Source organism: Mucilaginibacter sp. Mucisp86, assembly GCF_047324315.1.
GTDB lineage: Bacteria > Bacteroidota > Bacteroidia > Sphingobacteriales > Sphingobacteriaceae > Mucilaginibacter.
The window spans coordinates 3,445,328-3,465,761 of sequence record NZ_CP168503.1 but is presented as its reverse complement, the minus strand read 5'-3'; the positions used below and the strand labels follow the sequence as shown (position 1 = coordinate 3,465,761).

General features: G+C 45.3%; 24 protein-coding genes and 1 pseudogene. 17 read left to right on the top strand and 8 right to left on the bottom strand.

From position 1 onward, the window contains the following. Positions 1–204 precede the first annotated feature (204 nt). Together ACEN9X_RS14745 and ACEN9X_RS14740 are read left to right on the top strand one after the other, a co-directional pair. Positions 205–675, top strand: a complete 471-nt coding sequence (locus ACEN9X_RS14745; RefSeq protein WP_413671074.1) for a hypothetical protein — start codon at positions 205–207, stop codon at positions 673–675. Between the two features lie 5 nt (positions 676–680). Then, positions 681–920: a hypothetical protein gene (locus ACEN9X_RS14740; RefSeq protein ID WP_413671073.1), complete on the top strand. Its 240-nt coding sequence runs from the start codon at positions 681–683 to the stop codon at positions 918–920. Positions 921–956: 36 nt separating this feature from the next. Here the strand turns inward: ACEN9X_RS14740 and ACEN9X_RS14735 are convergent, their stop codons facing one another. Then, entirely contained in the window at positions 957–1,145 is a 189-nt protein-coding gene (locus tag ACEN9X_RS14735) for a hypothetical protein (protein WP_413671072.1), read from the bottom strand. 161 nt (positions 1,146–1,306) lie between these two features. Here ACEN9X_RS14735 and ACEN9X_RS14730 point away from each other — a divergent pair, with 161 nt between their 5' ends. Next, positions 1,307–1,609: a hypothetical protein gene (locus tag ACEN9X_RS14730; RefSeq protein WP_413671071.1), complete on the top strand. Its 303-nt coding sequence runs from the start codon at positions 1,307–1,309 to the stop codon at positions 1,607–1,609. Continuing rightward, on the top strand, positions 1,558–2,385 hold the full coding sequence (locus tag ACEN9X_RS14725) for an SOS response-associated peptidase family protein (RefSeq protein WP_413671070.1): 828 nt from the start codon (positions 1,558–1,560) through the stop codon (positions 2,383–2,385). Before ACEN9X_RS14730 ends, ACEN9X_RS14725 begins: the two co-directional genes overlap by 52 nt. 169 nt (positions 2,386–2,554) lie before the next feature. On the opposite strand, the gene ACEN9X_RS14720 is transcribed toward ACEN9X_RS14725, so the two are convergent. Beyond that, positions 2,555–3,130 carry a Crp/Fnr family transcriptional regulator gene (locus tag ACEN9X_RS14720; RefSeq protein ID WP_413671069.1) on the bottom strand — a complete coding sequence of 192 codons (576 nt, stop codon included), beginning with the start codon at positions 3,128–3,130 and terminating at the stop codon, positions 2,555–2,557. A gap of 15 nt (positions 3,131–3,145) precedes the next feature. Further along, positions 3,146–3,502, bottom strand: a complete 357-nt coding sequence (locus ACEN9X_RS14715; RefSeq protein WP_413671068.1) for a hypothetical protein — start codon at positions 3,500–3,502, stop codon at positions 3,146–3,148. A gap of 204 nt (positions 3,503–3,706) precedes the next feature. Here ACEN9X_RS14715 and ACEN9X_RS14710 point away from each other — a divergent pair, with 204 nt between their 5' ends. Genes ACEN9X_RS14710 through ACEN9X_RS14700 form a run of 3 tightly spaced genes read left to right on the top strand, consistent with a single transcriptional unit; the run spans position 3,707 to position 5,744 of the window. Beyond that, a complete protein-coding gene (locus ACEN9X_RS14710) occupies positions 3,707–4,564 on the top strand; it encodes an SDR family oxidoreductase (protein ID WP_413671067.1) in 858 nt (285 codons plus the stop codon). Then, a complete protein-coding gene (locus ACEN9X_RS14705) occupies positions 4,564–4,821 on the top strand; it encodes an Atu4866 domain-containing protein (protein WP_413671066.1) in 258 nt (85 codons plus the stop codon). Before ACEN9X_RS14710 ends, ACEN9X_RS14705 begins: the two co-directional genes overlap by 1 nt. A gap of 8 nt (positions 4,822–4,829) precedes the next feature. After that, complete coding sequence (locus ACEN9X_RS14700) at positions 4,830–5,744, top strand: helix-turn-helix domain-containing protein (RefSeq protein WP_413671065.1); 915 nt, start codon at positions 4,830–4,832, stop codon at positions 5,742–5,744. Positions 5,745–5,868: 124 nt separating this feature from the next. On the opposite strand, the gene ACEN9X_RS14695 is transcribed toward ACEN9X_RS14700, so the two are convergent. The 3 genes from ACEN9X_RS14695 to ACEN9X_RS14685 are packed head-to-tail and all read right to left on the bottom strand — an operon-like array spanning position 5,869 to position 11,289. After that, entirely contained in the window at positions 5,869–9,072 is a 3,204-nt protein-coding gene (locus ACEN9X_RS14695; RefSeq protein ID WP_413671064.1) for an error-prone DNA polymerase, read from the bottom strand. Then, a complete protein-coding gene (locus ACEN9X_RS14690; RefSeq protein ID WP_413671063.1) occupies positions 9,069–10,571 on the bottom strand; it encodes a Y-family DNA polymerase in 1,503 nt (500 codons plus the stop codon). The genes ACEN9X_RS14695 and ACEN9X_RS14690 overlap by 4 nt, the downstream gene beginning before the upstream one ends. Beyond that, entirely contained in the window at positions 10,564–11,289 is a 726-nt protein-coding gene (locus ACEN9X_RS14685) for an ImuA family protein (RefSeq protein WP_413671062.1), read from the bottom strand. Before ACEN9X_RS14685 ends, ACEN9X_RS14690 begins: the two co-directional genes overlap by 8 nt. 90 nt (positions 11,290–11,379) lie before the next feature. Here ACEN9X_RS14685 and ACEN9X_RS14680 point away from each other — a divergent pair, with 90 nt between their 5' ends. Further along, complete coding sequence (locus ACEN9X_RS14680; RefSeq protein WP_413671061.1) at positions 11,380–11,628, top strand: hypothetical protein; 249 nt, start codon at positions 11,380–11,382, stop codon at positions 11,626–11,628. 101 nt (positions 11,629–11,729) lie between these two features. Here ACEN9X_RS14680 and ACEN9X_RS14675 read toward each other — a convergent pair whose 3' ends face one another. Together ACEN9X_RS14675 and ACEN9X_RS14670 are read right to left on the bottom strand one after the other, a co-directional pair. Next, positions 11,730–12,137 (bottom strand): DUF5655 domain-containing protein, encoded by a 408-nt coding sequence (locus ACEN9X_RS14675; protein ID WP_413671060.1) that lies wholly within the window; start codon positions 12,135–12,137, stop codon positions 11,730–11,732. A 3-nt stretch (positions 12,138–12,140) separates the two neighbouring features. After that, the gene (locus ACEN9X_RS14670) at positions 12,141–12,317 is read right to left on the bottom strand and encodes a hypothetical protein (protein WP_413671059.1); all 177 of its coding nucleotides are present in this window, start codon (positions 12,315–12,317) and stop codon (positions 12,141–12,143) included. Positions 12,318–12,624: 307 nt separating this feature from the next. Between ACEN9X_RS14670 and ACEN9X_RS14665 the strand changes: the two genes are divergently transcribed. The 9 genes and pseudogenes from ACEN9X_RS14665 to ACEN9X_RS14625 all read left to right on the top strand — a co-directional run bounded on the left by ACEN9X_RS14665 (position 12,625) and on the right by ACEN9X_RS14625 (position 20,172). After that, a complete protein-coding gene (locus tag ACEN9X_RS14665; protein WP_413671058.1) occupies positions 12,625–13,851 on the top strand; it encodes a site-specific integrase in 1,227 nt (408 codons plus the stop codon). 451 nt (positions 13,852–14,302) lie between these two features. Beyond that, a complete protein-coding gene (locus ACEN9X_RS14660; RefSeq protein WP_413671057.1) occupies positions 14,303–14,662 on the top strand; it encodes a hypothetical protein in 360 nt (119 codons plus the stop codon). A 72-nt stretch (positions 14,663–14,734) separates the two neighbouring features. Continuing rightward, positions 14,735–15,103, top strand: coding sequence for a hypothetical protein (locus tag ACEN9X_RS14655; protein ID WP_413671056.1), 369 nt, complete (start codon positions 14,735–14,737; stop codon positions 15,101–15,103). A gap of 667 nt (positions 15,104–15,770) precedes the next feature. Further along, positions 15,771–16,388 carry a hypothetical protein gene (locus ACEN9X_RS14650; protein ID WP_413671055.1) on the top strand — a complete coding sequence of 206 codons (618 nt, stop codon included), beginning with the start codon at positions 15,771–15,773 and terminating at the stop codon, positions 16,386–16,388. A gap of 63 nt (positions 16,389–16,451) precedes the next feature. After that, a complete protein-coding gene (locus ACEN9X_RS14645) occupies positions 16,452–16,580 on the top strand; it encodes a hypothetical protein (RefSeq protein ID WP_413671054.1) in 129 nt (42 codons plus the stop codon). A gap of 4 nt (positions 16,581–16,584) precedes the next feature. Further along, the gene (locus ACEN9X_RS14640) at positions 16,585–16,758 is read left to right on the top strand and encodes a hypothetical protein (RefSeq protein ID WP_413671053.1); all 174 of its coding nucleotides are present in this window, start codon (positions 16,585–16,587) and stop codon (positions 16,756–16,758) included. A gap of 4 nt (positions 16,759–16,762) precedes the next feature. After that, positions 16,763–17,314 (top strand): annotated as a pseudogene (locus ACEN9X_RS14635) (DUF932 domain-containing protein); the annotation flags it as partial. A 527-nt stretch (positions 17,315–17,841) separates the two neighbouring features. Next, positions 17,842–19,653 carry a group II intron reverse transcriptase/maturase gene (ltrA, locus tag ACEN9X_RS14630; RefSeq protein WP_413671052.1) on the top strand — a complete coding sequence of 604 codons (1,812 nt, stop codon included), beginning with the start codon at positions 17,842–17,844 and terminating at the stop codon, positions 19,651–19,653. 15 nt (positions 19,654–19,668) lie between these two features. Continuing rightward, the gene (locus ACEN9X_RS14625) at positions 19,669–20,172 is read left to right on the top strand and encodes a DUF932 domain-containing protein (protein WP_413671051.1); all 504 of its coding nucleotides are present in this window, start codon (positions 19,669–19,671) and stop codon (positions 20,170–20,172) included. Positions 20,173–20,434: the final 262 nt, after the last annotated feature.

Below are 20,434 nucleotides of genomic sequence, written 5' to 3'. Positions count from 1 at the left end.
AGATTGATGACCAAATATTCATCCACTGAACCAAATAAGATTGTTTAATAATAGATAACTATTTATTATCATTAATAATTTGGATAGACAGAGACTTAACTAACTATATAAAGCCAAACAATGTAGGCAGTTGGGACGAGGGACATCAGAGTACACCGCAAACATTTCTGACTGAATTTTTATTATAAATAAAACTCTTGGGAAATGATTGACTTAACAACTTTTACGGTCTCGAAGGAAGATAATGGTGATAAAACGATTACTATCGATCCAATTTTCATTGGCCTACCCGAAGTCAGGCAGTTTACAGGCGTATACCGGATTTTGGAAACCGATATGAACGGGAAAGAGTTGGGTGAAGTTGCATTTCACTTGGAAGATCCAAGTCAATGGGAATTCACAGGCGATTATTTCTCGGATGCCGAGCAGGAGCAAATCATAGAATTTATCAGGCAAAAAGAACCGTTTGAGTCGTTCACGTTTGCCGAAAAAATTGATAATGTCGAGCATCATTTTCGCATAACGGATAATGAAGGTCATTTTGGTATTGAACGGGATGGCATATTCATCGCAGTTATTGAACAGTTCGAAGAATGGAAACAAACTGAAGGCAAACCTTTAAATGCTAATTTGTTCAATAAGATCATATCAAAAATTGAAGGACGCAGAGATTGAAAACTATGGATACGATCAGAATCAACTGCATCATAGGCACACAGTATTGCGATATCGATGCTAATGAAATGGAGTGTGCCGGACACAAAGGTCCGTGCTTCGAACTGGTTCAGGACAGCGTTGTCTTGGGGACGATCTGCAAAACAGTGGAAGGGGTTTACATCATCATTGGCCACACGGAATTGAGCAGGGATGATATAGACGCGATCGGAGAGCAGATCGATGCAGAATTGAGCAGTTTTTAGTCTTTCTTGCGTTTTGCAGAATAAGTAGGCTTCCTGTTAGTGATTGACATCTTTTCCCCAAACATACTTCCCTGACATGCAGTTTACGCAAAAGAATTTACGAACTGCAAAAATCTTTCTGAGCAAGATAAAAAACCATCCTATTTTCACTTCATGAACCAACTTGTTACCGCAGCGTGGGCAGCGGGGCTTTGAAATCATCTGTGCTTCAAGATTGGCTTCCATGTTAATTGATCTTTAGTAGATTGGGATAAGTTCGATTATTCGATATTTTTCTCGTATACAATTTACGAAGGAACATCAAAATTTGATACAGCATTTTGAATTTACAATAATACTAATTAATTTAGCATTATTGTTTTTTCTGGTTAATGTGTAACTTTAACATGGCAGCGATACAGGAATTTGAAATAACTTATCAGGGTTTAGCGGCGACGGTTGCGGAACACAGCCTGAAACATGGCAGGGTCTTTCATATTGACTTCACGCAACCGACAATGATGCCGCTGGTGATCACGGTCGCTTATGACTCCGATGATAAAAAATTTTGGACGTCAATTCCGGAAGGCCGCCAGGAGCTGGCTGAAGAGGTTGGCAAACTTGTTGCCGGCTATATCAGAAACAAGAAAAAAGAAATATGTGCTACTACAACGGTCAAAAAGTCACCCGTTCTGAGTTTATTCGACTGAAAAACCTGGAAAAAGAGGTGAGACGCTACAACTTCCTAAATGTAGGCGTTCATAATGGATTCATGTTCGAACCCGCTGCTATAGCGATTGCCAATTCTGACAAAACTGATTTTGAGCTGGTACAGGCACAGTGGGGATTCATGCCGTATGGCATCGACTCGCACGAAAAAGCACAAGAGTTCTTGAGGAGATACACGACGATGAATTTCAAATCAGAGAATATGCTGCTCAATGAAAAAAAAGAGCGGTCGATGTGGGCCAGTTCGGTTGAAAAAGGGAAAACCTGCCTGGTGTTATCCACAGGTATGATAGAAAACAGGCACATCAATAAGATCGGCAAAAAAGGTCAGCAATTAACAACGACTGATGCATTCCCGTATATGGTGACCATGAAAGACCGCGAATACTGGTGGATGGCCGGATTATATAACCAGGTGCTCGATAAAGAGACAGGTGAATTAGTTTACACTTTCGCGTTTGCGACAACAAAAGCAAATGCATTAATGCGTCAAATCCATAACAAAGATAACAAGTGGCGAATGCCGGCAATACTTAACGATGACCAGGCTTACGAATGGTTATTAGGAAGTCCCTCGGTGGAAAGAATGCAGGAACTTGCTCGGATACAGGTTCCATCTAAAGACATGGAATACTGTACAATCACTAAGGAATACCTTTCAGATCGCGTAGCAAATCCTACACAATACGATACGTTGCCTCCCATTGATATGGCTTATATGGATATCGCAGAGGAATTGCTGTATCCGGCTGCATAGCTGAAGTGCTAAGGCGATCAGGCTAACCAACGTCTATAACGGATTGCTTTCGTTATCCGATAAACTCGATGACTCTTTCAAAAAACGCCAGCAACGCCCGGAAAAACCTTACTTTCTGATACCCGCTAATGAAAATAATGATAATTTAAGATCACCTTTATCAAATATATCAGAGATCTTTTTCTTTGCGCATCATACTCAAAAAAACGGCGGTTATACCCAGGTAGCTGGCAATGAGCTTTTGATTTATACGCTGTTCAAGTCCCGGGTAATGCCGGCGGAATTCCAAATAACGCTGTTCGGCAGATAAAGAAAGATTAGAGGTTACCCGGCGCTGGAACATATCAAATCCATTCTGGATCAGGATCCGGAAAAAACGCTCCAGTTTTGGAACACGGACGAAAAGTTCCTCCAGATCCGGTAAAGTAAAATACCAGAGCGCTGAATCCTCCAGCGCCTGTATGGTATGCGTCGCAGGCTTTGCCTTAAAGAAGCTTACGTTATCGCAGGCCCAGCAGTTTTCCGGATAAAAGCAAAGGTTATGCTCCTGGCCGTTCTCATCGGTGTGGTACATACGCAGACAGCCCTGATCAACAAAATAAATGTGCCTTTCAGTTTGCCCCGGCCGAACCAACACGGTTCGCCGGGTAACATTTTTTCGTTGTAACAAAGCAAGTATTTGCTCCTGTTCTTCCGAATCAAGCATTACATGCAAAGCGAAGTTACGCAGGATCAGTTCAGACATAGTGCAAGTTAACTTTTAAAACGCAATTTGCCTTGTCATGATCAGTTTCAGCTCTGCTGTACCGGCGATGCGTAGCGGGTTGGCGGTCATTTGATAGACCTCGCTACTCGCAATGGTCATGAACGCTTCAGCGCTGGGGTATTCTACCAAAAAGACCTCGTCCCATTGTTCGTTCTCACCAGCAATGATGTTCGCCGCAACCTCGCCAACAAACTTGACATTTACGCCCTCGATACCCAATTGTTTGACCACCTGCCCGAATGCAGGTATATATTCGTCGAAATAAACTTTTTTGTCTTTGAACCCGATCAGGTTCAGCATGACGACAGGTCCTTGACCTGCTTCAATTACGGGAAATTTGATCTCTTCCATACCACAAAGGTCGCCAGCCCTTTCCGGAAAAAAGTTCATGTAGTTGAAGAGTTTCCAAAAACAGGGACCGTCTTTTCAATGTAATAGAGACCTGAATTCATATTCAGGCAAATAAATAACCTGAGATATGACTACAATTTTCCAGGAATTGGTCACAATACCTCATACACAACCGCAGACCTTTGTGTCATTAAATATTACGCGATGACAAAGGAAACAAAACAAACAGAAAAAGTATGGTTCGTGACCGGGGCCTCCAAAGGGTTAGGCGCGGACCTTGTTCAGCAATTATTGGCGGAAGGCTACCAGGTTGCTGCTACCTCCAGAACAAAGCAGGCGCTTATCGACCTGATCGGAGAACGGAATGATTTCCTGCCGCTCAACATGGATATAACCGACAATAATGATGTAAAGCGCGCGATCGAACAAGTGGTTGACAAATTCGGCCGTATCGATATCATTGTAAATAACGCAGGGTTCAGCCAGATCGGTGCCATCGAAGAGCTGACGGCAGAAGAGGTGCAAAGGAACTACGATGTCAATGTTTTCGGCCCGCTGCATGTGGTCCGTCACGCAGCTCCTTACTTGCGGGAGCAGCGCTCAGGACATATTTTTAACATTGCATCAATCGGCGGTTATGTTGGGAATTACGCCGCCTTCGGTATCTATTGTTCTACCAAATTTGCGATGGCCGGTTATACAGAGGCGCTGGCAGTAGAAATGGAACCTTTCGGCGTCCACACAACCCTCGTTTACCCGGGATATTTCCGCACCAGTTTCCTTGAAAAAGACTCCGTCATGTTGCCTGCACATGTAATTGACGCCTATGCTAATGCCCGTGAGATCGAAGCGCAGCACCTGAACGTGATCAGCGGCCGTCAGCCTAACGATCCAAAAAAAGCCGCGAAAGCGCTCATTGAACTAAGCAATCAGTCCAGGCCACCGGTACATTTTTTTATGGGTATCGATACTGCTGTATTGGTAAAAGAAAAGATTGCCATCATTGAACAGGCCCTGGCCGATAATTTGGAGCTTACAGAATCAACAGCGATTATCGAATAATGACGAAAACTATTGAAGAAACCGGAGAATACCTGGGCATGTGGGTGACAAAAGATGGTCATGTGCGCCAGGAGTTATTACCTGAGGGCCGTTATGACGAAGCTCGTGGCAATCGCCGAAGTGCTTACCGGGGTGCTTACCGGGTAACCGGAAACCACATCGCATACAAAGACGACACTGGATTTGACGCCGACGGCGAATTTAGTGGCGGGGTTTTGTATCATGGCGGCATGGTATTTTATAAAGAAAATAATTAATTTTAAAAATGGCCGATACATTTCGCTTCCGTACGCTGTCAGACCTGCACGACTATTACGGCTTGCCCGGACCGGAGCATCCGCTGGTCAGCGTCATTGATTACAGTAAAGTTAAATATCCGGACGATGTAGCCGACCTGAAATGGTTGCAGGATTTCTATATGATCGCCTTGAAGCGAAATGTACAGGCCAAATTTAATTACGGACAGCAGATTTATGATTTCAATTCCGGCGTGCTGTCATTCTTTTCGCCGCAGCAATTGCTCCGGGTCGAGATCAAACCGGATGTTCGGGTCAACCAGACAGGTTGGCTTCTGTTGCTGCACCCGGATTTCCTTTGGAACACCTCCCTGGCCGCCCAGATCAAAAATTACGATTTTTTTCAGTACAAAGTGAACGAAGCATTATTTCTCTCGGAAAAGGAAGAAACGGCAATTGCAGAGATCTTTCACAAGATTGAGTCCGAATACCGGTCGAACATGGACCGTTTCAGTCAGTCACTGATCATAAACCAACTGGAAAACCTGCTGATCCACGCGGATCGTTTTTATAACAGGCAGTTCCTGACGCGAAAAATCACGAATCATCAGATTCTTGATAAGCTGGAAACATGGTTGAAAAATTATTTTGCAGAGGACTCGCTTATCGATCTTGGAATGCCGACAGTCACGCAGGTAGCGGACGAACTTAATATTTCCGCGAACTACTTAAGCACCTTACTCAAAACCCTGACCGGTCAAAGCACCCAGCAATTCATTCATGATAAGGTGATAGAAAAAGCGAAAGAAAAGTTATCGGAAACTGATCTTTCGGTTTCGGAGATCGCTTATCAACTAGGGTTCGAACATTCCCAATCCTTTAGCAAACTTTTCAAAGCAAAAACTGATCTAACACCCATGGAATTCCGGCAAATCCATAACTAAATAGGAATTCGTATTTAATTAGGTTTGAATTGATTTCCATATTCAGACGAAGCAGGTTTGAAGAAGGAATTTATTGTGGATGTCATAAACTCACATATCAATCGCTTTGCAGATCGGCATGGAATTATTTAAAATTTCGCCCTTTATGAAAATGCTCTTCTGGTTGCTGTGTTTTTAGTGGCTTTTCCATTGGAATAAAAGGGCTTGCTTTTTCATCGGCCCTTGATAAGGTCAACACCGGTTGTTTTTCGTTTCTGATTGCGGTCAGGTCCCCTAACAATTTGGTAATATCGAAAACCCGCCTGACAATGATGTGCGTTACTTCGGTGCGTTCAACCACGCCTTCGACCATCAGGAGCCGGGCGTGAAGGATCTCTTTGCGGTATTTATCAAAGAGTTTTGGGAAGACAACCAGGTTGGTGGTACCGGTTTCGTCTTCCAGCGTGATAAAACAAACGCCTTTGGCGGTACCGGGCCGCTGGCGGATCAGGATTAGGCCGGCAGTTTTAATCAATTTTTTGTTTTCTGTTTTATTGGCCTGGCTGGCAGTGATAATATGTAATAGCTCCAGTTTATCCCGTACGAAGCTAATAGGATGGCCCTTAACCGATAAACCGGTTGTGGCATAATCCTGCACGACATGCTCCGATTGACGCAGCAGGGGAAGGTCCACCTGCGGTTCATAATTACTTTCCGAAGGCTGTCCTTCATACAGCGCAACCGGACGGTCATGCAAAGCCGAGACCTGCCATAGGGCCTGCCTGCGGTCAAGCCCCATGGACCGGAATGCATCCGCGTTGGCCAATTTCTCCATGGTAGCGACGCTGACGCCTGCGTCACAAAGCTGGTGAACTTCGGTATATGGTTTAACTCTTCCCCTGACCAGTTTTTCCATTTCTTCCTCACGGATGCCTTTGATCTGCCGGAAACCGAGGCGTAACTGGCAATAGCGGCCGCTTTTCGCTTCAAGCGTATTATCCCAGTACGAGTGGTTGACATCGATCTCCAATATTTTAACGTCATGTTCCTGTGCGTTCCGTACAATTTGAGCAGGCTGATAAAATCCCATCGGTTGGCTGTTCAGCAGCGCTGCCGCGAAAACGTCTGGATAATAGTGCTTCAGCCAGCAGGAGACGTAGACCAATAGCGCGAAGCTGGCCGCATGGCTTTCCGGAAAACCGTAGCTGCCGAACCCTTCCAGTTGCTTAAAGATCCGTTGCGCAAAGTCCTTACTGTAGCCGCGGGAGGTCATGCCATTAATCAGCTTATGCTCAAATTTGGTGACAAGCCCGTTGAATTTAAAGGTCGCCATGCTCCGTCTGAGCAGGTCAGCCTCACCCGGCGTAAAGCCCGCTGCGACGATGGCCAGTTCCATCGCCTGTTCCTGGAAGAGCGGGACACCCAGGGTACGCTCCAGGATTGACCGGATCTCATCGGACGGGTAATCTACCGCCTCCTCCCCGTTTCGTCTCCGGATATACGGGTGCACCATATCGCCCTGGATCGGACCGGGCCTGACTATGGCAACTTCGATGACGAGGTCATAAAAACAGTTGGGTTTCATCCGCGGCAGCATGGACATTTGTGCCCGGCTTTCGATCTGAAAAACACCGAGCGTATCAGCTTCGGTGATCATCTCGTAAACAGCGGGGTCATCCTGGGGGATATTAGCCAGGGTAAGCTGTTTGCCATAGTGCTTTTCAACGAGGTCGAAGGCCTTACGGATACAGGTTAGCATGCCCAAAGCCAGGATATCCACCTTCATAAAACCCAATGCATCGATATCATCCTTATTCCATTCGATATTGGTACGGTTTTCCATGCGGGCATGAAAGATCGGGCAAAGGTCGCTCAGCTTACCGTCCGTAATTACAAAACCGCCGGTGTGCTGTCCCAACTGGCGGGGGAACCCGATCATCTGGGAAGTCAGCTGCATTACTTTGAGCAACAGCGGTTCTTTGGCGTTCAGGCCAAAGGACCGCAACTGGCCGGTATTCATATCTTCTTCCGAAAAGTCGCCAAAAGCTTCGGAGAGCTTGCCGACAACGTCCACCGAAAGTCCCATCGCCCGGCCTACATCCCTTACCGCGCCTTTAAAGTGCAGCATCGTCACGGTGGGTAAAATGGCGGCACGGTCACGGCCGAACCGCTCAAAAACATATTGGATTACTTCTTCCCGGCGTTCATGCTCAAAATCCACATCGATGTCTGGCGGTTCATTCCGCTCCATCGAAAGGAATCTGGCAAACAGCAGGTTGAACTTATCCGGTGCTACCGAGGTGATGCCCAGTACGAAGCATACCGCTGAGTTGGCTGCCGATCCCCTGCCCTGGCACAGGATGCGCCTGTTTCTCGCCCATCGGACATAATCTTCCACCGTCAGGAAATAATTGGCCGTATCCGTTTCTTGAATGATATTCAGTTCATCGATGAGCGATGCTTTAACTTTTTTTGGTATGCCCTCCGGGTATATCTCTTCCGCCCCCTTCCAGGTCAGCCATTCCAGCTGCTGTTGGGGCGTACGGCCATCGGTGGTCAGTTCATGCGGGTACTGGTATTTTAAGGTTTTCAGATCAAAATGACAGGCATCGGCGATCTTTCGCGCATTGGCTACAGCTTCGGGGTACTGGTTGAAAAGCCGGTCGATCTCTGTTGCCGGTTTCAGGAAACGCTCCGCGTTTTGATGTAGTTTGTAACCGGCATTGAAAATCGTACATTTTTCACGAACACAGGTGAGCACATCCTGAAGTTCCCGCCGCTCGGGTGCGTGATAATGGACATCATTAGTAGCGACCAGGGGCACATTCAGCTCCGACAGCAGGAACAGCCTTTTCATATCGTCCCCGAGGTAAGACCGGGTAGCCACTACAAACAGCTCCTGCAAATTGGACTGGTATTCCTTTACATGAGTTTTAAACACGAGCTCAAATTCAAAGTCATTGGTCAGTTTCCCCGGGGGAATAATGATAAAAATGCTGCTCTCACTATGTTCATACACATCTTTCTTATAGAGATAGCACTTTTCCTTTTCCGCCCGCAGGTTACCCTTAGTAAGCAGGGCTGATAAACGGGCGTAGGCTACTTTGTCTTTCGGGTAAGCTAAAAGCGAAGGACCGTCAACCAGGTCAAGCCGGACTCCCGGTATCAAGCGGATATTCCTGTCCCTGGCAACCACATAAGCGCGGACTAAACCCGCGAAAGTATTGCGGTCGGTGATGCCAATCGCATCATACCCCAGATCAGCCGCCTGGTCGACAAGCTCTTCCGGGTGGCTCCCCCCACGCCGGAAGCTGAAATTGCTGGTTACCTGTAATTCGACGTAGCTCATGCGAAAAATCCATGGAGGTACCACAATTGCGATTGGCCGGAGTCATAATGTCCGGAACGGAACAGCCAGTAACGCCCGCCCTCTTCATCTTCCACGATATAATAATCCCGGTGTTCGCCGGGCTCCAGCCACCATTCCCGTTCGATACGTTCCGGGCCGTCAGCAGCGACAATGACATGACGTTCACCTTTATAATTGAACATTTTGGGCGGATAATCCGGCGTCAGGGCCATGGCTTGAATCAGCTCAGGCTGGTCAAGTAACTGGATAGGCCTTGGCCTGTCTGACCACCATGCTCCTCCCAGGTCATCTTTTCGTTGCTCTCCGGGAGCAGCGGCGCGTTCGGGCCAGTAATGTTCGGACGGCAGGTAACGGCGGACGCCCTGGCTACCTATGCGCCCAACGATCCGGTCCACCAGTTCAGCGATCTCCTCGCTGTCCGGACCCGGCTTCCCGCCCCAAAGTCCCCCCTGTTTATCGCTCGCCGCCTCCGTTTGCGAAGCTTCCATGATGAAAAGCTCGATTCCCAGCCCCGGTTCGATCTGATCGAACTGCAATGAAAAAAGTTTGAACAGGTGTTCTGTGCGGTTACTGGCCTGGCTGGTGCCGATAGCGATCTGTCCTTTCTTTCCATCGATACGGAACCAGATCAGTTCAGATTGGCGGAGGCCCCTGCCCTCTGCGTAAAGCCGCCTACATAAACGCTCCAGTAAGTTGCTGACCGCGATTCCGATAGCCTCACGTGTAGTGATGGGTTCGAGGCATTCCAGGCGTTCGCTGTAGGGCACCGGTTCTTTAAGCGGAATTAAAAATTCCTCCTCCTGGCCTAAAGCCTGCAAAAGGCGCAGCACCAATTCTTTTTGAAACCGTCTGCGGAGTACCGCCTGCGGCATATGGACAAAACTGCTGACCGTATAAAGGCCTAAGTTCTGCAGTTTGATTAGGAGATCTGTGGGAAGCCGGAGTGCAGCGGGCGGCAAAGGCATTAATGCATTTCGATGACCGCCGACCGGAACGATCAGGCCGCTTTTTGCACAACGGGCAACTCCCCAGGCACTGCCGATGGTATCGGCAAGCCCGGGCCGGACATCATAACCGATCTCCTTTAAGCGGCCGATCATGTCTTTCAGAAATTCGCGCTCCCCTCCCTTCAGATGCGTGCAACCGGTTACATCCAGCAGCAGTCCGTCGGGCGGATCCAGCGCAATCAGCGGGGTATACCGCAAACACCATTCAGCCAGCCCGGTTAGCAGTTTCACCGCCCTGCCTTTTTTTCCGTCAAAGACGACAAGGTCAGGGGTGATCACCTTGGCATCGGCAACGGTCATCCCCTCTTCGATCCCGAACTGCTGGGCAACGGCGGTTGCCGCTGTCACCAAAAGCCGGCTATGATCAGGCTCAGCAAAAACAAAAGCTTTGCCCTTCAGATCAGGCTGCCGAATCGTCTTCCAGTCGGTCAGCAAATAACGGAACCAAAGGGATAAAAAACGCTTAGGCATACCGGTGGAATTTTTCAGGTGCGGTGTAAGGCGTAACAACCCTGAACTGTTCCTGGGACCATTCCAGTGTCCAGATTCCCGGGTTGCCGTTCTTAATTTTGCTCAGTTGAACCTGCCAGCGGGGCATACCGACGCCGGGCATACCGGGACGGAGCTGGCTGCGGACCGGCCGGACATACCAACGCGCGGTACAGGCCGTTGTATTCTCTTTTTTGACGTCCTTCCGCAGGATAAAACCGGTAACCTGACTTTGTTCGACAGCCAGTTGCAAACGCCTGGATTCCATAAAACTAAGGTTATGCGTCTCGCAGACTACGGCCGCCACCCCTTCGCATTTCAGTGCCTCTTCCGTAACCCAAAGCACATCTTTCTGTAGTGACACGTCGACAAAGATCACCCGGTCGGGCGTTATGCCAAATCGCTTCAACGCCGGCGGATAGATCCTTCTCGTGTAGCTGACCCAAATACAGATGCCGCCCTTTTCAAGCAATACCCGAAGAATACCGGCGATCATGCCGCCGCAAGCAGCCGTTTCCACGGGACGCTGGCTGATGAATTCGTGAATGGCCCCGGTCGGAAAAACCCGATTGGGAAATGCGGCCTCAAGCGGACCCAAGCCAAATGAATTGAATGCTCCCGGAGCTGCGGGCTTAAAGCCCTCCCAGGTCAGGATATCCTGCCTGAGCTTGTCGATGATTGCCTGTTTCTCGCCTGCCATAACATTTCAATTTGGGGACTACAAAACTATGCTAATATTTTTAGCATTTCATTATTCTTTTTTACATTTTTTTATTCACTTTTGTTTTACATGAGAAATAAGTTATTCAACGATAAGGCAGTAACTGTTAAAACGGGTTCGGGGCGATGGATCCAGCTTGTACCGCATACCATGGAAGGTTACTGGCTTTATGAACCGATACCGGAGTTGAAACTGGGTAGATTGCTGTTCGATGATAATGATAACTGGATTTATGACGGTGACTTACTCGACGTAAACGAGCAGGAAGATGTTGCCGGCATAATCACCGCTGTCAGCGTGAAATGGATGAATTATTGAAAAGTATCCAGGAAGAATAGGTTTGAAGGAAGTATGTTTATTTTAGCAAATTCAGGGTTAAGCCTGTAAAAGGCTCATCAGGTGATTTTGTGTTTAAAGAGCTAATTCCGCATCAGTTCATATGATTCCCGGATATACACGAACAAGGCGGGCCGGATATCATCCAATGAATCCAGGCGGATGTGGTTCTCGAACTTTTTTCCTGCTGCTACGCTCTTGATAACAGGCTTTTCCGGATGTGGCGCAGCAGAATAAAACTTAAGGTCCAGCCATTTTTTCATCGGACGGATGATAAGGAAACCGACACGCCGCGTAAAAACGATACAGTTTGGCGTCACACCGACCAATACCTTGTCCCAATCGGAAACCTCGGCCAGGATCTTGTCAAAGGCCAGCACCAGTTCAGGCGAACGGCCTTCAAATAAAGTATCGAGGTTTACGCGCGCGCAATAATGGCGGTAATCTTTCCAGGGCAGTTCACGGTCACATTTCGGGCAGGTCCAGCTCATTATTCATTTTATAAAATCATAACTAAAATTGTGCCGCCATGGACCGCCCAGGTATTCCCATAAATCAAGCCCGATACCATTAACGGTGAACGGTTTAAAAGGCGCACTCAATTGCCTTAACAAAGCTTTGGATGCCTCCGGTGTCACTTTATTTTGTATCGTAATGTGCGGTTTGAACACTTGACGGGCGCACTGCCCCGAGCATCGGGAACATCGAAAACCCCTTAAATCAGCGATTTAAGGGGTTTTTTCATTAATTATCCCCTCAGTAACCCTTTGTAAAACTGCCTTTCTCGTTACCTATCCGACTACCTGTTTTTTGTTTTTAACTTAGGTAACACAAATCAATTCAAGTAATTGAACGTCATTTAGTTACAAGTAAAAAAGTTGCTCAAAGCAGCTGTTTTTACTTGTGTTTGTGTTACCTGTATGCTACCTCAAAAAATAGGATGAAGTATGAAATAATTGAACTCAAAAATTAAATTTTATGCAAACATCACAGTCGTTCGGTATTCATTTTACCACCCGTCCCGACAAAGCGAAAGACGGAAGAGAACCTATCTATGCCTGCGTTACCGTAAATCGTCAGCGAGCCTACATTGCCCTAAAACAAAATGTTGATCCGAAAAACTGGGACAGCGGTAAAGGAGTAGCAAAGGGGAATAAGGATGAAGTTAAATCCATCAATAATTACCTGGAGGAAGTTCGCCTGGCCATCGGTAGCAGCTATAAAGAGTTACAGTTAAAAAGGAAAATGCTTTCCGCAAAGGCGGTTAAAGATCTATACCTCGGAGCAGAACAGGAAGTCTACACTATGAGCCGCCTTTTTGCTTACCATAATGAATCATCTACCACTGATCTAAAGTGGAGCACCTTAAAGCATTATTATGTCACTCAGCGTTACCTAATAAAGTTTCTCGAACAACAGTATAACGCCAGTGACATTTACCTGCATCAATTGGACTATAAGTTCGTCAAAGATTTCGAAGTTTTCCTTCGTAATCATAAACCGAAAGATCACCAAAAGCCGCTTAATAATAATGGCGTAATGAAGCACATCATCCGCCTGAAGAAAATGGTAAATCTTGCGCTCAATTTACAGTGGATCAATAATGATCCCTTTGCTACTTACAAATTGAAGATTCAAAAGGTGAACCGCGAGCAACTATCGGAACTGGAACTCAAAGCTATTGAGGAAAAAAAGTTTGGTATTGAGCGTTTGGATATGGTTAGGGATATGTTTGTCTTTTGCTGCTATACAGGCCTTTCATACGTTGACGTAAGTAATCTTGAGCCAGAGCATATCGTAACAGGCACTGATGGTGACAGGTGGATTAGAACTTGTCGTGAAAAAACAATGATACCGGTAATAGTTCCAATACTCCCTAAAGCCCTAGCGATTCTTGATAAGTACAAGGATAACGAAAGAGCTTTATATGACGGCCGAGTATTCCCCAAAATATCTAATCAAAAAGTAAATAGCTATCTTAAAGAGATAGCCGACCGGTGTGACATTATAAAGAATGTAACCTTCCATATAGCAAGGCATACTTTTGCAACTACTGTCACCTTATCTAACGGTGTACCTATCGAAACTGTAAGCAAGATTTTGGGGCATACAAAGATTACAACTACTCAAATTTATGCTAAGGTGGTTGAAAGAAAATTAAAAGAAGATATGGAAGGCCTTAAAATCCGTTTGCAATCACTGTAATTTTTATCGTTGAGCTCATGATGCAAGATTAAAAGTTAACATCAGGCCAACTATCAAATTTAATATTAAGCAAATAATTAACTTACAGGAACTGACAAAGTTGAAAGGAGAACTGATCCAATTCTGATCAATTCTCCTTTTATTATATAATTGTGACATTTTGACGTAAACGTTACAATTTGTCTGACAAATAATTTTTAGGCATAAACTGTGCAATGTAAAATGTAAACAACATTTTGACGCAACAATAAAGAAGATATCAGTGCCGGTTTGCGCTGTCTTCGGGGGCTAGTCACCCTTAATGCAGAAATAGGCTGTTTAGACGCAGCGAAGATAAATAATCCTAAACACTTACAAAATTTTTCTTCACCCTTTTTGCAATACCCGGAGCGATTCCCAGCGGCGACGAGACTCATGATTGACAGCATGGAATATTTTTAAATTAAATTATATGAGTTTAACAATTACAAATCTTCAAAAAGACGGTGATGCAAAAAAAGAATACATTCTTTTGAAAGCAACCGAAAATGTAAATATTGGTGGCTACGCAATAATAGATAAGACGTTTAATAAAGACGGTAAAGTGTCTAACGTGCATAAACATTTTTACCGTTTCCCATCAAAGACAGTAAAAAAGGGTGAATATGTTTCTTTGAGAACAGGTAAAGGAACAAATACCGTAGACACACTTGAAGATGGCTCTACTGTGCACAGATTTTTTTGGGGTTCAGATGCTGCATTTTGGAATGACAACGATGTAGAACAAGCTGAATTGTTAAAAGTAGAGACTGTTGCTAAAAAGGCTGCTTAAGCTGTATGAAAAACAACCCAGTCTTGAAAGACTGGGTTGTTTTTAAGTAATATACAATATCAAATATAGCTTATGAATAGAATTGACTTTACTAATAAAATCAATACTTATGCAGCGCGATTTGTGCTTGAAGTTGAAGGTTTTAACGCTACCAGTGGAGATTCTGATGAACGTGACCACTCCAATCCGGCGCAAGATAATATCGGCGAAATGGATTGGATATCAGACGTAAATATCAGAATAACGGATACAGGTGCAACGATCAGCGTTGTTTTTGATTATCCGACTGACTCTGAAAAGCCTCAAAGGTACTCTAAAGTTGAGATCACGCTATCCAGGATCGCCGGTATAATAGGCTTCGCAAAACAGGAAGTTAAACCAATTTTCTATCGTGGGCATACGACCGATCCGGACTATCGGTTAAAATTTGGAATTGATTAACATTCGAAACAGCTAACTTTAAAACAAGATCCCCTTACAATGCTGTGTGGGGATTTTTTTTAGTGTCATATTCGAGTTAAATGATCAATGGTATACGTTAGACTAATAGTTTGATCAAGATAACGGGCTAATCTTTGGCTGTCCCTTGCGGCCAGGCTTTTCACTATATCTTTTTCCATGAAAAGGATGCCGTTGCAATCCTTGACAGGGTGACTTTTAAGACCTATTGCTTAAAGTTCCGCTCCTGCATTTTTGCTGCGCTGCAAAAGCATTCGCTGATCGATTTTGACAGGCAACGTCCTGCAAGCGCATCATTTCGGACCTCGCTCGTTTACCCGCTCCGTTACACTACGCCGGGAAAAGCTTCGCTTGCCTGCATTCCTGCCCTTGCTGATTGTTTTAGGAGACTTCTTTTAGCTGCTATTTTCCAACGAAAACGGACAAAAGCGGCGTCAATCTCGGTCAGCCTTCACGTACGAACGCATAATGTCCTCCGCTTTGCTGCGGCCACCCTTCGGGACTTATAGTTCTCCCGTTCTGGCTTACGACCGCTTTTTTGACTTTCTTTTTTACCGTTTTTTCTTTTGAAAAATAGCTTTTTAAGGGAAGTCTTCGGGAAAAGAGGGAAACGAAAAACAAGTTTTTTAACCCTTTAAAATCTTTTAAGATGAAAACAGCAGAAAAAAATGCAAACGGTGTACAAGGTGCAGCAGCAAAAGCAAACGAACCGAACAGAACCCAAAACCGCCCAAGTCTGACAGGCAAAGAAGCTAAAGAACATGGAAACACTACCGATGAAAAGCCCGCCGAGAATTCACAAGCTGCGGAAGTTGCGCCTGCCCAGGCTGCGACCAGTAGCACCGCTACAGTGGATAACCAACCCATTAACCCTTCAAGTCAACCAAATACCGAAGAAGTGAAAGCCGAAGCACAGGCCGAGCCCGCTAAAACAGACGAAGTAAAATTTGAGCCTAAAAAGTTCGCGCTCAACTTAGAACAAACGCTTAAATCCGTGAATGACCTACACCGCTTGTCTATCCAGCGTTTAGCCTTGATCGCCCGTATCAAGACCTTAGAAGATTTTGAGGTGCAACTGCTGGAAGAGAACGACGAACTGGAAAGCAACCCGTACCAAGGCTGCAAACTTATTATTCAGGATGACAAACGCCGTGAGTTCGTGACCAATACGCCGAACCTGATCCGCATGGTAGCGCAGTTCATTTTTGATGCCTGCCACGAAAAATTGGCCGACATTGAGGCAAACATTGTTTTTCCGAACGCCTGAACAAGTATTGCTCCCGGTGTTTAGCCGGGGGCATTTATAAACTTCATTAAAACAGCAACTCCCATGTACGAGCAATTTATAGAACTGACCGACCAGATTTTTTGGGAAGGTTACGCCGAACAGCTGGCGCAGGAAAACCCCGCACAGTTTCAAATGGAACTCCGCGATTTTTTGAACACTTATCAATTTTAGGGCAATGGAAGACAAGATTTTTTTATTGGTGAAAGTGACCATCGAGACCACGCACCCAATCATACACGATGCTATTGCAGAGCTGCAAAACAGCGACGTAGATATTACCAGCACTGAAAATGTAACAGTGCTGCGTACCGAGATCATACCCATGAATACACGTAACACTAAAAATTAAACCAATGGCACATCAGATCAATTTCAATCAGAGAACAAGGAAACACAGCTTTATGAGCGTAAAGGAAAAAGCCTGGCACGGTTTAGGGCAGATCATTGACCGTTACCCCACTAGCAGCGAAGCAATACAGCATGCAGGTTTGGACTATATTGTAGAAAAACGCCCTTTGTTTACGTATGACACAGCTAGCCATTTAGGCGAGGGCAGCGATGATATTTTGATACCTGAAATAACAGTACCTAATTTCTTTGCCACCGTACGGGCCGACACCGAACGGGTTTTAGGGGTAGTTGGCAATGACTATGAAGTAGTGCAAAATCGTGATGCATTTTCATTTTTTGACGCGATCGTTGGCGGTGGCGATGGTATCCTTTATGAGACCGCCGGCGCATTAGGCAACGGCGAGCGGGTGTTTATTACCGCCAAGCTGCCCGATTATATCCGTGTTGGTGTTAAGGATTGGATTGAGCAATATCTGTTTTTGACCACTTCGCACGATGGTTTAGGCAGTATTACAGCAGCATTTACGCCAATTCGTATTGTTTGTAACAACAGTGCGACTCCTTGGGCAGCCTAATAAGCTGTTCGGGTCTCACCCGTAAGGGTGGATTTAACTTTTAATCAATTCAGTGAAATGCTGATGATGGCGGCTTATCCATCAAAGTCCATCCGACCCTTAACCTGCCAAGAGAACAGGGAGTGGGAAGCTCGGAGAGAAGTCAAACTGACGGAGCAATGCCGTATGAGGGAGATGGGACGAACTAAATATGATAACCTCGTTAAGGTATCGTGAGCACGTACGCTGTACCCACATCGTATGGTACAGTCTTCCAGTCAACAGGAGCCTAGTCTGTTCGAGGGTGATCCATAAGCTTGTATAGGACTGGCGGTATAGAGAGGGGTCTAAGTTTAGGTAAACATTGGTTAAAGGAACGAGGAAACCGAATATCACTTTGCTGTGAAGCAATAAGTACTCTTGAACGAATGTGATATATCGGGTAGGAACAACGACCAAGCAAAGGCTGGTTGGCTATGGTCAATCAGATACGCCAAATTCGTTGTGGATTTAACAAAAGGATACAAATGAAAGTAACTAAAATGCTGAAAGTAAACAGATGGGAAGACATCGACTGGAAAACAGTTGAGCAATGTATCTTCCGAAAGCAAAATCAAATGTATCGGGCAACGCTTGCCAGTAACATTACTGAAGTAAGAAGATTACAACGGGATTTACTGAAAGACCCGTACGCCAAATTATTGAGTGTCAAAAGAGTTACATCTGAAAACACAGGAAAGTACACGCCGGGTGTAGATGGTACGATCGTTCTAAAGAATACGGAAAGATTGCAACTGGCCCAAAGGATGAACCTTGATAAAGATTACAAGGCAAAACCATTGAAAAGGGTCTACATACCAAAATCAAACGGCAAATTAAGGCCGTTGGGAATTCCAACGATTGAAGACAGAGCTTATCAGGCGTTGGTTAAAATCGCATTAGAACCTGAATGGGAAGCAAAATTCAGCGAAAATACCTATGGTTTCAGACCTGGAAGATGCACCGCAGATGCCTGCATGGCAGTATGGCACAACCTAAAGAACCGTAAAGGAGAAGTAGTTGTGCTGGATGCTGACATCGAGGGATGTTTCGATAATCTCAATCACCAGTATATACTGGATACAATGAAAGGGACAAGTAGCAATATTCTAAGGGCAGTAAATCAATGGTTCAAGTGTGGTTACATTGATGACGGAATACTACATAATACAGAAGCAGGCACGCCGCAAGGCGGTGTGATCAGCCCCTTGTTATGTAATATCGGATTATGGGGTATCGACTTTGAAATCTATAATCACCTGATAATAAGAAGAACACCAAAAGACAGAAATCTTAAACCTTTTGTAGGGTTTGTCAGCAACATCAAGAAAAGATGCAGGGAGCATGCCCCATCGGTGGGTTTTATGCAGTATGCTGATGACTTTGTTATCGTATGCGAAAATAAAGGCTACTTAGATAAGGTGATGGAAGTACTGCCGCAGATATTGGAAAAACGAGGCTTGAAGCTAAGTCCATCCAAAACTCGCCAAGTAGCATTCCATAAAGGTGAAAGCTTTAAGTTCCTCGGCTTTGTGTTCGATAAATGGAAAAGCGGTAAGCATGACAAATTACATAAAGTCACGTTCTACCCTGACCCTGGTAAAGTGTACGCCTTTGCTAAGAAAATCAGAGAATGGACGAAAATGGTTCGGCTATTCGAATACAGTAACAAACTTGAACTTACTAAAAAGGCAGACTATTTGAGAAGAATGGTCAACGGGTGGCTGAACTATTACAAATGGGCTATGGATGCTTCACACGGATTTATGAAGCTAAGGCGAGAATTGGATACAATCCTTTACAAAGCTTATGAAGATGTGCATAAACACCGTAGCAGTAGACATGACTTTATGACGCGGTACGTAGGAAAAGTTGAACGAAGAGGGAGATTGGTAGACCGCTACATATTAGGTAATGTCGCATTTGGAATATTTGATGTTAGCACGGAAGTATCATGGAAGAAAGTTCAAACGGCAAGAAGTCCTTTTGATGGAGATACCGAATATTGGAGTTGCAGAAACGCCATATTAACAGGTACAATATCAGAAAAGCTATATAAGATACAAAAAGGCAATTGCGCTATGTGTCTGAATAGCCTGCACTGGTATGAATCATGGGAAAGGCACCACAAGAACAAAAACCGGATGGATAATAAGCTTTCAAATATCCAATTAGTTCACAAGCGTTGTCACCGCAAACAACATCATGCGGATAAGTTAAGTCTGGGAGCTGGATGCCCTGAAAGGGGCACGTCCAGATCTATGGGGAAGGTTGAGGGGCGACCCTTGACCTCACCCTAACCCCTTAATGCAGCCATGCGTAACCATTCAGGAGCGATTAAGATACGGCATACCGCATCTGCTGCCGAGCGATTGAAACAAGCGCATACGCTCATGGGCATTAGCCGTGAGTTGAGCCACGAAATGGAAGGTTTATTTAACCAGTGGGCAAAAGTGCGCATTACAGACAACGAAGTGAAAAAGTTGATACAGATCGCTATGGCACCGAATAAAGAAGTATTAGACAACTTAGCCGAGGGCAAATTAGATCAGCTTTCTACGCATTACACGAACATTGTAGATAGCGTTTATGAATACGCTTTAGCCAGCCCAACCCAGCAGATCGATACGACTGCAGGAACGGTGTTTGGTGCGTATAATGCGGTAACAGGCTATTTTCAGAATGTGCGGAGCTTCAAAAGTGAGGAAGCTAAATTTAAATCCATTATGGACGGCACAGCTAAACAACGGGCACAAACTGCATTCAATTTATGTCGTGATTTTGCCCAGCAAGGCAGCGAGGCATTGATATTTAATTAATGCTATCAAGGGGGAGCAATCCCCTTTGTTTTGAAAAATTGCCGGACGGCGGGCTATCGCCCGCCCGTTTGAGGACGCCCCCTGTTTTCTTTAACATTTGTTGATTTTTAGTGAAAACAGGGGGCGGTGCGTTCAAAAAGACGATATGTTACTTTAGCTATCTACGGATCAACTGGAGAGAAAGAGACCTCGAAAAATTCTTTCAATCAGCATTAAATAAAAGAGTTTCCGGTGCAAAGACTAGACTGGCGGATTCACTTTG